Here is a 12,119-nt window from a genome sequence, read left to right on the forward strand (position 1 = left end):
CCGGTCTGCCGAGCATGGATCTCACCGTGCGGGCTCGTAACCCGACCGACATCCGACCGATGATCCGAATATGACATATGCGGTATGTGTGCCAATATGGTATGAGTGCCATGTAGTGCTGGCGGGAACCTTTTTGCTGAGTCCTCGACAGTCGAGGGCTCAGACAGGCGAGAGGAGTGCATCATGATCGCCAAGCTGCTCGGCAGACTGTCCTTCACCCGCCACTACGGTGCGTACGGGGCCCACGAATGGGATGCGTACGCCGGCGACGACTCGGTCTGACCGCACTGTCGGCGGGCACCTCAGCGCGCCCGCCGGCTCCCAGCCACGCTGCCGACGACATCGACCTGGACAGGTACGAGAGTCAGGCACGATCTCATGGGCCGAATGAATGAGCCGCCGCGGCTGCCCGAAGGCAGTTTCGCGGCCTGGAGCCGCGACCGGCTGGCAATGGCGCGCCGTGGCGCTGACGAGTGCGGGGACGTCTGGCAGCTGGAGCCGGGTGTCTACGTAGCCGCTACGGCCGGGCCGTGTGAAGCGGTCCTGCGCGGCGCGCAGGACTTCCCCAAGGCGACCGGACCTCTCTTCCCACCGTTGAAGCGGTCGAGCGGGGCACCGACGCCGGAGGATCGTGCGCGCGCTCACGCCGCCCGCATGCGGGGACTGCGCCCGCAGGCGGTTGCAGCCCGGATCGGTGAGATCGCGCCCAGTGCCGCTCGCTTCGCCGACCAGTGGCCCACGGGCCGGGACGTCGAGATTCTGCCCCCGGTACGGCACGCCCTGGCGGAGATCGGCGTGCGCTACCTCTTCTCCGAAGACGCTCCCACCCTGCTGCCCTTTGCCTCGCAGCTCTTCCTGGCCCGGGAGGTGCTCGTACGCCCCTCGCGCTGGGTATGGCCGCGCTGGGTCCCCACACCGGCACGGCGGTTCCGCACACGGCAGCAAGTCGCCTTCACCAACGCTTTGCGACCCATCGTCCGCCGACGCCGTTCATCGGGTCGGCTCGGTGACGACATGCTGGGACAGATGCTTCGGCCCTCCCCCCGCTACGGCCTGCTGCCGGAAGAGGCCATCCTCGACACTCTCCCCGGAATCACCGTCGCCACCTTCGAGACACCTTCCCGGGCAGCCGGATGGATCCTGCTGTATCTGGCCCGATACCCCCAGGCAGCGGGACGCGTCGCGGCCGAAGCCGCCTTGCTGCCCGCGGACCCGGCCGCGACGACCAGCACCCACCTCGACGGCCTGCAATACACCCAGGCTCTGGTGCGCGAGGTGCTGCGACTGCACCCCCCGAGCTGGCTACTGACCCGGCGCGCCACGCGACAGACTCAGCTCGCCGGCTACACCATCGACGCGGGGTCCACCGTTCTCGTCTGCCCCTACACCGCTCACCGCGACGCCCGGGAACACTCCGATCCGGACCAGTTCCAGCCCGAGCGCTGGCTCGATGATTCGGGCTCGCCGACGAAACCCGGGGTCTTCCTCTCCTTCGGTACCGGGCCGCATGGCTGCGAGGGAGCCGCTCTGGCCATGGCGATGCTGACGCTCCTGACCGCGCAGACCGCGCGCCGCTACCAGTTGAGCGAGCCGCCCGGACCGGAGCCCAGCTACCAGGTCACCACCTTGGAAGGTCTCGCAACCGTCGGCTTGCGCCTGCGTGCCACCTTGCGCAGCTGAGTGCAGTCTTGCTTGCGGTGACAGGCCGCCTCCACCCCCGAACAGCGAACGTTGATCGAGTTCGAGCGCCGTTCCGCACACGCTTGGATGCCCGGCTCAGGGTGCGCTCATCGCGTGTCGCTGGTCGAACTCGTCGGCGAGCATGCCCATCATGACGAGTTCGTGGTGCCGGCCGGCGAAGAAGACGTGTTCCCGCAAGCGCCCCTCCTCGGTGAAGCCGAGCCGACGGGTAAGTGCCAGCGATGCCTCGTTGTGGGCGAAGATCGCTCCCAGGCATTTGTGATAGCGCCGCTCGGCAAACATGAAGCGCATCAGCAGCACTACGGCTTCTGATGCGTAGCCCTTGCGCCGATGGTCAGTGCCGATCATGACATCAAACTCGAACCAGCCTGAACGGGGGCCGGTGCGATGTGAGCCGACCGTGCCCACCAGCTCTCCCCTGGCCCTCGATTCGACTGCCAACTGGAAGCGGTCCTCGTCGCACGTGGCAACGGCTTGCTCCCGCGCCCAGGCACGGTAGCTCTCGGCGGACCGCGGTAGATCCAGCCGGCTCCCTCGCCGCCCGTCATCGTCGGCGAAGCGCGTGAACGCTGTCCAGTCGTCGGGCTCGACAGCGCGTAGGCGTACCCGTTCACCGGTCCAGGACGATGCCATGCCGTATTTGATCACGCCGCGGTGCGCGCGAGGCCGAGGGGCACGCAGAGGCAGTTGAGGTTCGCGTGCGAAGCGGCGGCAGCGGCATCCAGGTAGCGGGTCGTCCACGGCACCGCGGCGTTCAGGAACTCCCTCACCGTGAGCTGCCGGTTCATCAGAAGCCGGGGGCGGAGCCGGTGAAGAACCACAAGGCGGCTGTGTACCACATCAGTGCGATGGCGACGACCAGGGTGCCGCCGGCGGCCGGAAGCGCCCAACCGGGCAGTCGGCGGCTGCGCACCACCAGCACCTTGGCGACGAACGCGCCGTACAGGACGCAGCCCGTGATGGAGTGCACCGCCACTCGGCTGCTCGTGAAGTCGACTCCGTAGGCGGTGATGCACTGGTAGGCGATGGGCAGCGAGAGCAGAAAGGCAAGGAGGCCGATGAGCCGGTGCGCGGGGTGCACCCGGTGCGGCGCGGCCCCCGCCCCCGGTAGGCGCCGGTACATCCACAGCCCGAGCAGCAGTTGGACGAGCGCGAGTGCCATCAGAGCGCTACCCAGGCGCGCCTTGAGGTCGATGACGCCGACGCCGTGCTGTCCGAACAAACCGCTGGTGTAGTCGGGTGTGTGCGTGCGACCGAACGCATATAACCCCACCGCGACCGCGACCGGCAGCAATGCGGCCAAGAATCCGGCCACCCTTCGTGCGGGACGCCGCGTCCGCGCGCCCGTGTGCCCGGTCATCAGTCCCCAATCGATCGGGTTCGACCTTGCTGCCGGATGCGTCGACGACGTACCACCGTGGCGCCGGACTCGCTGGTTTCCTCGCCGTCGGTGACACCGGCCGTCGTGTCACCCGCGAGGCAGAGCAGCGGGTGCCCGGGGCAGGTCAACACGGGGATGCCCGCTGACAGCGCTCCAGATGTGGGCCTGGCGCAGGCGGACGAGATCGTCCGGCTGGGACAGCCGCTTGCGGCGGCAAGCGGCATGGCGGAAACCGCCGGCGCTGTCGCCGCGGCCATTCCTTTCATGAGCGCTCCAGGGTGTCGGACGGCGCATCCAGGCAGCCGCGGGAAACGACCCCGGCGGACCTCTTCTCCCAGTTGGCCCCGGGTGCTCGAGTCCTGTCCATTTCAACTGGTCCGCCTGGGCAGTCGCTGCTCTATTGGTGAGGTCCTCGTCCACCTGGCTCTGGCTCGTCAGGGTGACGTCGAGTCGTCGAGGGCCGGGCCGGTTCCGGCGATGAAGCCGTCGAGGACCTCGGGCCGGCACGGGAGTCGTTCGAGCCGGTTGCGACCGAGGCCGCGGCGCGCCCCACCGTCACGCGTTCGCCCGCACCGCGGCCTCGGTCAGGGTGGCCGCGGTCCGTACGGCGCTGGTGATGGCCTCGTCGGGGTCGAGCCCGCACAGATCGGTGAGGGTGAAGAACGCCTCGGCGCTCACGACCACCGCGAGGTCCCGCTTGAGTTGGGCGAAGCCGTCCGGGTCCCTCGCGCCGAGCGTGTCCTCCAGCGGGAGGAGCGCATGGTCGATGAGTCCGAAGCGAATGCCCGGTCGCGTGGTCACTGTCTCGGGCCGGGTGATGGTGGCGGCGATCATCGCGCGTACCGAGCCCTGTCGGGCGAGGATGCCGCGGAGGAGGAACTCGCAGGCGAAGGCGACGCGTTCGACGGGGTCGGCGGAGTCCGCGACCGGCGCGAGCGCTTCGGCGGGGGGCGGCCAGACGCCGGCCAGGGCCTCGCTGATCAGCGACGGAAGGTCGGGGAAGTACCGATAGGCGGTGGCCTCGGAGACGAGGGCCGCGCGGGCGATCGCGGGCATGGTCACCTCGGCGCCCGTGCCGGTGAGTTCCCGGGCGGCCGCCACGATCGCCGTTCGCGTGCGCTGCTTCTGGTTGGTGCGGCCGGTGCCCGCCTGCGCCGTCATCGTGGGACTCCTCCTGTTGACTCACCCGCATTTTAGCAGCCACCCCTCGTCGTGAGAGTTAACTTGCATTATGCCACCCGACCCCTCTAATCTCATGAGAGTCAACTCTCACGAAGGAGAAGCAATGAGCACGGTTTCCGTGGTCGGCCCGGACGACGGCGAGACCATCCAGCTGGGCCCCACGCAGATGCGCATCCTCGAGGACGGCAGCACCACCGGGCACCGCCTCGGCATCGGAGAGATCACCATCGCCCCGCACACCCAGGGCCCGCCCCAGCACCGTCACGCCCAGCACGACGAGGGCTTCTACGTCGTCTCCGGCACCGTGCACTTCACCATCGGGGAGACGACCCACGTCGCCCCGGCCGGCACGCTCGCCATGATCCCGCCCGGCGCCCCGCACACCTTCGCCAACCTCGGCGACACGCCCGCGGTGATGCTCAACACCTTCACGCCCGACCTGTACGTGCAGTACTTCCGCGACCTGCGGAACATGATCGCGGGCGGCCGGGAACTGACCCCGGAGTCGACCGTCGCGGTGATGAGCCGCTACGCCACCGTCCCCGCGACCGACTTCGCCTGACGGCAACCCCCTTCCCTCTCCACACGGCACACTTGAGGAGCACCGCATGACCCGCAGCACCCACACGCTCACGCTCGACCAGGGCACCCTCGACGTCACCGTCGACCTCTTCGGGCAGGAGGGGCACCCCTTCCTGCTGCTGCACGGAGGCGGCGGCCCGGGGACCGTCACCCCGTTCGCCGGCCTCCTGGCCGAGCAGCGTCCGGCCAGGGTCTTCACCCCTGTCCACCCCGGTTTCGACGGCACTGCCCGCCCCGAGTGGCTGACCGACGTCACGACCCTGGCCCAGGTCTATGCCCAACTGCTCGACGTGCTCGACCTGCGGGACGTCGCCGTTGTCGGCAACTCGATCGGCGGCTGGATCGCCGCCGAACTCGCGACCCTGGGCAGCCCTCGGATCAGCAGCGTCACCCTCGTCAACGCCGTCGGCATCCCCGTCCCCGGCCACCCGATAGCCGACACCTTCTCCCTGACGCCCGTCGAGCTGTCCCGCCTGTCCTTCCACGACCCCTCGAAGTTCCGCTTCGATCCCAGCAAGCTGACCGAGGCGCAGCGCGCGGTCATGGCCGCCAACCGTGCGACCCTGCAGCTCTATTCGGGCCCGCACGCCATGGCCGACCCCACCCTGACCGACCGCCTCGCCAAGATCACCCATCCGACCCTGGTCGCATGGGGTGCCAGCGACCAGGTCGTGGACGCCGACTACGGACGCGCGTACGCGCGGGCCATCCCCGACGCGGAGTTCCGTCTTCTGGAAGACACCGGCCACATGCCCCAGACCGAGACGCCCGAGCAGTTCCTCCCGGTGCTCTGGGATTTCGCGGAGGCCCACGCCACCGACCGGCCGCGGCACTGACCCCGGAAAGGGGAGCCGACGTGTCTCAACCCGACCGCAGCAGACCCTCGTTGGTCCTGGCCGTCTGCTGCCTGAGCGTGCTCCTGGTCAGCCTCGACACCACCATCCTGAACGTCGCCCTGCCCTCGATACAGGAAGACCTGCACAGCTCCGTGTCGGGCCTGCAGTGGACCCTCGACGCCTACACCATCGTGCTGGCCTCGCTGCTCATCCTGGCCGGCTCCACGGCCGACCGCGTCGGGAGACGGCGTGTCTTCCTCCTCGGGCTCGTGTTGTTCACCGGCGGATCGGCGCTGTGCAGCCTGGCACCGTCGCTGGACTGGCTGATCGTGTTTCGCATGGCGCAGGCGGTGGGCGGCTGCATGCTCACCCCGGTCGCCATGGCCATCCTCGCCAACGCCTTCCCCGGGCCGCGGGAGCGGGCAAGGGCCATCGGCGTGTGGGGCGGGGTGGTGGGCGTCAGCATGGCGGCCGGGCCGATCCTCGGCGGCGTACTGGTCCAGACGGCCGGATGGCGGTCGGTGTTCTGGCTGAATGTGCCGATCGGGCTGGCCGCGCTCCTGCTCACCACCCTGTTCGTCCCTGAGTCACGCGCGCCACGGCCCCGCAGGGTGGACCCGGTGGGCCAACTGCTGGTGATCACCACGCTCGGCACACTGACGTACGCCATCATCGAGGCACCGGGCCGGGGCTGGACCTCCCCCGCCATCGTGGTCTGCCTGATCACCGCGGCCGGCGCGTTGGCCGCCTTCATCCCCTACGAGCAGAGACGCGACGAACCGCTGGTCGACCCGCGCCTCTTCCGCAGCGCGCCCTTCAGCGGGGCCACGGTGATGGCGGTGTGCGCCTTCACCGCGCTCGGCGGCTTCCTGTTCGCCAACACCCTCTACCTGCAACAGGTGTTGGGGCTGAGCGCCCTGAGCACCGGGGTGCGTCTGCTGCCGATGGCGGTGCTGTCACTGGTGTGCCCGCCACTGGCCGGACGGATCGTGGGCAGCCGCGGCCCGCGCCTCCCGCTGCTGCTCGCCGGGGCCGGCATGACGGCCGGCGGCCTGCTGTCCGTCGTCGCCACCCGATCCGCCGACCGCTCGGACATCCTGCTCTACGCGGCGTACGCACTGTTCGGACTGGGCTTCGGCTTCGTCAACGCGCCCATCACCCACACCGCGGTCTCGGGCCTGCCGCGCGCCCAGGCCGGGGTGGCCGCCGCGATCGCCGCGACCAGCCGTCAGGTCGGCGCCGCGCTCGGCATCGCGGTGACCGGCGCCGTGATCGCCGCCGGGGCACGCCCGGCCGCCTGGTGGATCATCGCCGGCTGCGGTCTGGCCATCCTCGCCCTGGGCATCCTGACCACCGGCCCCTGGGCAGCCCGCACGGCCGCGGGAGACGATCCTTCCGAACGCGTCCGAGGACCACGCGATCTCCTGGACGCCCGTTGACACCCACTGCGCAGATCATCACGGCCGGCGATCTTCCCGCCGCGACCTCGATGGAGAGGCAGCCCGGCACCCGAAGAGCATCGGCCGTCAAAGGCCCTCCGTCGCAAGCGAGTTGACGGCATATCGCCCCGATGCGCTCCGCTATGCTCAGTCCCGAACGACGAGCCAGCGAACGAACGACGACCGATCGAACGACGGCCGGCGGGCGCCCAGTCCACCGGGAAGGAAACGTGAGAGCGCGTGATACCCGGAGATGGCGATCACCAGGCGGCGACGCGTTCGGAACGAGGCTCGGGGCGGCTGATCGCCGGTCGGTATCTGCTGCACGACGTTCTCGGCAGAGGCGGGATGGGCACGGTCTGGCGCGCCCACGACCAGTTGCTGGACCGCCGGGTCGCGGCCAAGGAACTGCACATCCTCACCCAGGGCGACGAGGAGCAGCGCATACGGGTGCGCCGCGCGGTCCGTGAGGCGCGCGCGGTCGCCCGGGTGTCGCATCCCCATGTGGTGGGTGTCCACGACCTGGTCGAGTCCGAGGACCGGCTGTGGATCGTCATGGAACTCGTCGAGGGGCCCTCGCTGGCCCACCGGATCGCCGAGAGCGGGCCGCTCACGCCGCAGCACACCGCCGCCCTGGGTGTGCAACTGCTCGACGCACTGGAGGCCGTGCACGCGGCCGGGACGCTGCACCGTGATGTCAAGCCCGCCAACGTCCTGCTGCGCCGCGACGGCAACGCCGTCCTCACCGACTTCGGTATCGCGGCCCTGGACGACGGCGAGTTCCTGACGACCACCGGTGAACTGATCGGCTCCCTCGAGTACATGGCGCCCGAGCGGGTGATGGGATCGCCGGTCGGCCCGGCCTCCGACCTGTGGTCCCTGGGCGCGACCCTCGCCACGGTCTGCGGCGGGCAGTCCCCGTTCCGCAGGCCGGCACGGCCCGCGACGCTGCACGCGGTGGCGTACGAGGAAGCCGTCCTGTCGGAGTGGCTCGGCCCGCTGCGCCCGGTCGTCGAGGCACTGCTGCGCAAGTCCCCCGACGAGCGTCCTTCGGCGGCCACCGCGCGTTCCGCGCTGCGGCGCGTCGCGGCGGGAGAGGCGGACGCCGGGCCACTGCCGTCACCGACCGTGCGCGTGCTCCAGCCTTCGGCCTCGTTGACCTACGCGGACACCGTGACCAGCGGCCAGGAGCGACTCGTGCCGGCCGGGGAGCCCGTACCGACGGCCCTGCACACCACGTCGCTCAAACCCGCGCCCCGGCAGTCGTCCCGCCCGAGGGGCCCGAGGCGGCTGTGGTGGGCACTGGCCGGTACGGCGGTGCTGGCGGCTGGTGTCGGGGGCGGTCTCTTCCTCACCGGGGTGCTGCCGCTGAAGAAGGACCCCACGACGGCGACCATCAGTCAGGTCGTCCGGTCGACGACCGGCTGGCAGTCGGTGACCGGACTGACCATCCAGCAGGGAGATCGGGTCACCGTACGGTTCGTTTCCGGAGAATGGACGGTCGACTACCGGAACATACCCGTGACCGGGCCGACCGGCTACGACGCGCTCACGGACCAGTCACTGGACGGGGCGAAGAGCTGCAAGATCAAGCCGGCGGCGCCGTTCGGCACCCTGCTGGCCCGCCTCTCCGACAGTCAGGACGCCCCCGTCCACACCGTCGGGCGGAAACTGACTTTCCGGGCGGCTCAAAACGGCCCCCTGCAACTGGGGATCAACGACGCCGCCGGGTCCTGCTCCGAGGACAACAGAGGCACGCTGACCGTAGAGGTGAGCGTCACGCACCAACCATGACGGGCGGCCGCCGCGCACCGAGCGCACGTGGCTCCTCCCTCGCCATGCCACCTGATCCTCCCTCCCGCCGTCATGCAACCTGTCTGCAACCAAGCCAGGAGTTGACTGGGCCGGACCGACCGACCCTCGCGCGAAGCGGTCGCATCCGTTTCCGCGCATCAAGGCAGGGACACGCCATGGACCAGCAGGAGACGACGGACGCCGCCCCGCGCGTGGAGCTGACGCCCTCGGCCGCCAAGTTGCTGCGGCGGCTGCGGGCGGTCCACGGACCGTTGATGTTCCACCAGTCCGGCGGCTGCTGCGACGGCAGTGCGCCCATGTGCTACCCGGAGGGCGAGTTCCGCACCGGCGGCTCCGACGTGCTGCTCGCCGAGCTGGACGTCGAGGGGCTCGACGAGCCGGTCACGTTCTGGATGTCGAAGAGCCAGTACGAGCTGTGGAGCCACACGCGACTGATCGTCGACGTCGTGGCCGGCCGCGGCAGCGGTTTCTCCCTGGAAGCACCCGAAGGAGTGCGTTTTCTCATCCGTTCCCGCGTCGTAGACGCCTAGGCCCTGCGGAGGTCGTCACGGTCTGCTGCAATCCCCCTGAGTCCCAAGACAGTTGACGAGACCTCAGGGGGCACCGTGACACCTCGCGACGGACGACTCAGAACAGCACTGACGGTTCTCACGGCATGGAGCGCGCTGGCCGGTGCGGCCCTGGTGGGGGCGGCACCGGCCAGCGGCGTGGCAGGCGCCCATACCTGGAACGGCACGGTCGCGGACGCGAAGGCCCTGGTCGGCAAGGCCGTCGCCCCGGGCATCACGTACAAGGAGTTCGACCTCCAGGCGGCCCGGGGCGTGGCGCGCGCACACGTACTGAGCATCGATCTGAGCAACCCTCATGTGCGCGTCGATCTCCTCCACTCCGCGGCCGTGGCCTCCCGGGCGGCCGTCTCCCGGCTGGCCGAGGCGCAGGGCGCCGTCGCCGGCGTCAACGGTGACTTCTTCGACATCTCCGAGGCCCAGCATCCGGGGGTCGAGGCCACGGGCGCGACCGTGGGTCCCGCGATCGCGAACGGCCGCACGCTGAAGGCGGCGGTCCCGGACGGTCAGCGCTTCGGCCCCACCCTGCCGCCCGGCACGAACACGAAGAACGTGCTCGGCGTGGGCCTGGACGGCCGGGCCCGGCTGGACAGTCTGGCCCTCGACGGTTCCGTGCGCAGCTCCCGTGGGCGGTGGGCGCTCGGTGGGCTCAACCAGTACGCGCTGCCGCAGGGTTCGATCGGCGCGTTCACCTCGGCCTGGGGCGGTGTCTCCCGCAAGCGGGCCGTCTGCGGCACCGACATCGACCGCGCCGCGCCCTGCAGCGGGGACACCTACGAGGTGACGGTCCGCCGCGGCCGGGTCGTGTCGAGGGCCAGCACACCCGGCGGCGGTCCCATCGCGTCCGGCACCACCGTGCTGGTGGGGCGCGAGGCGGGCGCGCAGCAGTTGCGCGAGCTGGCGAAGGGGCAGGCGGTCCGCATTCAGCACTGGCTCGTCGCGGCCGGCACCCGGATCCGGTACCGCTTCGCCATCGGCGGCTATCCGGTCCTCACTCACGGTCAGCCGCTGCCCGGTCTGAACAACACCGCCTCGGCCGTACGGACCGCCGTGGGCATCGCGAACAAGGGGCGGCGCCTGCTTCTGCTCGCCCTCGACGGGGCGGCCGCCTACCGCGGCGGACTGACCATCGCCGAAGTGGCGCACACCATGCGGTCGTTGGGCTCCTCCGACGCGTTCAGTCTGGACGGCGGCGGCTCGACGACCATGGTCGCGCGGATGCCGGGAGCGGGCGCGGTGAGCGTCCTCAACCACCCCTCCGGCGGCGCCGAACGCCCGGTCCCCAACGGCATCGGGGTGTTCTCACACGGCTGACTCCGGGCTGACGCGCATCTGGACCCGCACGTCAGGGGCGCAGGCTGCTCACGATGTCAGCCGTCGCGGTGAGCCCGTTCTGAATGGTCGGCGCCATGCTGGTGGTCGACAGATAGAAGCCGAGCAGGACGCAGACCACCGCGTGCGAGGGTTTCAGCGCGCCGTTGCGCAGGAAGACCACCGCGAGGATCAGGAGCAGTACCACCACAGAGATGGAAATGGCCATCGTCAACCTCCTCCGCCACGTCGACACCGCGGCTTTCGGCCGCAAGTGTCGCGTAGCGGAGGGTTCGTCCGGGCGGCTGACGTGTCCTCCGAACGTGTGGTGTCTACGCCCACTCGCACACCAGCGCGTGCGCCTGCTCGTGTGCGTCCACTCGCGTGCGTCCTACGCGCACGCGTCTACTCGTGCGCGTCGAGGAAGGCTTCGAGCCCGGCGAGGTCGTCGGTGTTGAAGTAGTCGAGGTCGGCGGCCAGTAGCTCGCCCCACAGCGCCTCGCGCGCCGGGCCCGCCAGGTCGGGGGTGGCCCAGAACCGCACCTTCTGGTGGCGCCGGTGCGCCGCCGCGATGATGCCGCGCAGCTTCGCACGCTCGGCGTCGGGGAACGGACCGTCGCCCGACCAGGTGAAGTTGAGCGTCCAGTTGTCCGAGATCAGCGGGATGAAGGAGGCGGGGGCCGCGCTGCCGAGGTCGGTGAGCCTGCCGTCGTAGAAGGCGCGCCGCACGCTCTGCGCCTCCATGGGCGTACGGGCGGCGCGGTCGCCGGAGATCACCGCGGTGATCGGCCCCGGGCGCACCCGGCCGTGCGCGTAGGTGGTGAACAGGTGCGGGTAGCGGCTCAGATGGCGGTCGAGTTCGAGGTACGTCGACGAGCCCTCGGTCTTGATGTCGATGAGGAGTTGCAGGGGCCGCCGGTGTCCCCGGTAGACCGAGCCGTGGTGGGCCTTCACGCGGGCGGCGAGCGGGGCGAGGTAGAGGGATTCGAGGGTGCGGGTCGGGTCGAGCTCGACCGGGTCGTGGGCGACAAGGAGTTGGTCGCCGACGAGGTAGATGTCGGCCTCGACGCTGCCGAAGCGGTGGTCGAGGGCGTCGAACAGGGGCCGCGGGTGCTCGTAGTCGTTATGGGCGTGGGCACGCCACAGGGGGCGCGTGTGGTGCTTCTCCTCCCCCGCCAGTGCCCGCGAGGCGGGCAGGGCGACCGAGCCCGCCAGGGCGGCGCCGAGGGTGGTGAGGGCTCTGCGACGGGTGGTGAGGGCCATGCTCTGCCTCCCTTGAGGGATGCGCTACGGACCTCAGCGAGTA

Annotated in this window: 13 protein-coding genes; 7 read left to right on the top strand and 6 right to left on the bottom strand. The window is 70.3% G+C overall.

Annotated elements, in window-relative coordinates; all coding sequences use genetic code 11:
• Positions 1–387 precede the first annotated feature (387 nt).
• Positions 388–1,680 (top strand): cytochrome P450, encoded by a 1,293-nt coding sequence (locus FNV62_RS10725; RefSeq protein WP_225900228.1) that lies wholly within the window; start codon positions 388–390, stop codon positions 1,678–1,680.
• A gap of 96 nt (positions 1,681–1,776) precedes the next feature.
• On the opposite strand, the gene FNV62_RS10730 is transcribed toward FNV62_RS10725, so the two are convergent.
• From FNV62_RS10730 to FNV62_RS10745, 4 genes are all read right to left on the bottom strand, one after another.
• Positions 1,777–2,349, bottom strand: coding sequence for a GNAT family protein (locus FNV62_RS10730; protein WP_313904999.1), 573 nt, complete (start codon positions 2,347–2,349; stop codon positions 1,777–1,779).
• Positions 2,346–2,489 (bottom strand): hypothetical protein, encoded by a 144-nt coding sequence (locus FNV62_RS10735; RefSeq protein WP_164331653.1) that lies wholly within the window; start codon positions 2,487–2,489, stop codon positions 2,346–2,348. Before FNV62_RS10735 ends, FNV62_RS10730 begins: the two co-directional genes overlap by 4 nt.
• Positions 2,489–3,061 carry a DUF6529 family protein gene (locus FNV62_RS10740; protein WP_097283714.1) on the bottom strand — a complete coding sequence of 191 codons (573 nt, stop codon included), beginning with the start codon at positions 3,059–3,061 and terminating at the stop codon, positions 2,489–2,491. The genes FNV62_RS10735 and FNV62_RS10740 overlap by 1 nt, the downstream gene beginning before the upstream one ends.
• A gap of 576 nt (positions 3,062–3,637) precedes the next feature.
• A complete protein-coding gene (locus FNV62_RS10745) occupies positions 3,638–4,243 on the bottom strand; it encodes a TetR/AcrR family transcriptional regulator (RefSeq protein WP_054228933.1) in 606 nt (201 codons plus the stop codon).
• Between the two features lie 124 nt (positions 4,244–4,367).
• On the opposite strand from FNV62_RS10745, the gene FNV62_RS10750 reads away from it, so the two are divergent.
• The 6 genes from FNV62_RS10750 to FNV62_RS10775 all read left to right on the top strand — a co-directional run bounded on the left by FNV62_RS10750 (position 4,368) and on the right by FNV62_RS10775 (position 10,816).
• Positions 4,368–4,826, top strand: coding sequence for a cupin domain-containing protein (locus tag FNV62_RS10750; protein WP_060895022.1), 459 nt, complete (start codon positions 4,368–4,370; stop codon positions 4,824–4,826).
• 46 nt (positions 4,827–4,872) lie between these two features.
• Positions 4,873–5,682 carry an alpha/beta fold hydrolase gene (locus FNV62_RS10755; protein WP_097283715.1) on the top strand — a complete coding sequence of 270 codons (810 nt, stop codon included), beginning with the start codon at positions 4,873–4,875 and terminating at the stop codon, positions 5,680–5,682.
• A gap of 20 nt (positions 5,683–5,702) precedes the next feature.
• The gene (locus FNV62_RS10760) at positions 5,703–7,121 is read left to right on the top strand and encodes a DHA2 family efflux MFS transporter permease subunit (RefSeq protein ID WP_144315148.1); all 1,419 of its coding nucleotides are present in this window, start codon (positions 5,703–5,705) and stop codon (positions 7,119–7,121) included.
• A gap of 240 nt (positions 7,122–7,361) precedes the next feature.
• Entirely contained in the window at positions 7,362–8,915 is a 1,554-nt protein-coding gene (locus FNV62_RS10765; RefSeq protein ID WP_143612770.1) for a protein kinase domain-containing protein, read from the top strand.
• Between the two features lie 176 nt (positions 8,916–9,091).
• Entirely contained in the window at positions 9,092–9,466 is a 375-nt protein-coding gene (locus FNV62_RS10770) for a DUF779 domain-containing protein (RefSeq protein WP_143612771.1), read from the top strand.
• A 75-nt stretch (positions 9,467–9,541) separates the two neighbouring features.
• On the top strand, positions 9,542–10,816 hold the full coding sequence (locus tag FNV62_RS10775) for a phosphodiester glycosidase family protein (RefSeq protein ID WP_143612772.1): 1,275 nt from the start codon (positions 9,542–9,544) through the stop codon (positions 10,814–10,816).
• Positions 10,817–10,847: 31 nt separating this feature from the next.
• Here FNV62_RS10775 and FNV62_RS10780 read toward each other — a convergent pair whose 3' ends face one another.
• Positions 10,848–11,042, bottom strand: a complete 195-nt coding sequence (locus FNV62_RS10780) for a hypothetical protein (RefSeq protein WP_054228939.1) — start codon at positions 11,040–11,042, stop codon at positions 10,848–10,850.
• Positions 11,043–11,218: 176 nt separating this feature from the next.
• Positions 11,219–12,076, bottom strand: coding sequence for a phosphatidylinositol-specific phospholipase C/glycerophosphodiester phosphodiesterase family protein (locus FNV62_RS10785; RefSeq protein ID WP_143612773.1), 858 nt, complete (start codon positions 12,074–12,076; stop codon positions 11,219–11,221).
• Between the last annotated feature and the right edge of the window lie 43 nt (positions 12,077–12,119).

It is taken from the genome of Streptomyces sp. RLB3-17, assembly GCF_007113425.2.
Lineage (GTDB): Bacteria > Actinomycetota > Actinomycetes > Streptomycetales > Streptomycetaceae > Streptomyces > Streptomyces mirabilis_D.

Bases quoted from the DNA above. Each gene is read 5' to 3' on its own strand.
- FNV62_RS10725 (WP_225900228.1), top strand. From the start codon at position 388: ATGAATGAGCCGCCGCGGCTGCCCGAAGGCAGTTTCGCGGCCTGGAGC.
- FNV62_RS10735 (WP_164331653.1), bottom strand. From the start codon at position 2,489: ATGAACCGGCAGCTCACGGTGAGGGAGTTCCTGAACGCCGCGGTGCCG.
- FNV62_RS10740 (WP_097283714.1), bottom strand. From the start codon at position 3,061: ATGACCGGGCACACGGGCGCGCGGACGCGGCGTCCCGCACGAAGGGTG.
- FNV62_RS10745 (WP_054228933.1), bottom strand. From the start codon at position 4,243: ATGACGGCGCAGGCGGGCACCGGCCGCACCAACCAGAAGCAGCGCACG.
- FNV62_RS10750 (WP_060895022.1), top strand. From the start codon at position 4,368: ATGAGCACGGTTTCCGTGGTCGGCCCGGACGACGGCGAGACCATCCAG.
- FNV62_RS10755 (WP_097283715.1), top strand. From the start codon at position 4,873: ATGACCCGCAGCACCCACACGCTCACGCTCGACCAGGGCACCCTCGAC.
- FNV62_RS10770 (WP_143612771.1), top strand. From the start codon at position 9,092: ATGGACCAGCAGGAGACGACGGACGCCGCCCCGCGCGTGGAGCTGACG.
- FNV62_RS10780 (WP_054228939.1), bottom strand. From the start codon at position 11,042: ATGGCCATTTCCATCTCTGTGGTGGTACTGCTCCTGATCCTCGCGGTG.
- FNV62_RS10785 (WP_143612773.1), bottom strand. From the start codon at position 12,076: ATGGCCCTCACCACCCGTCGCAGAGCCCTCACCACCCTCGGCGCCGCC.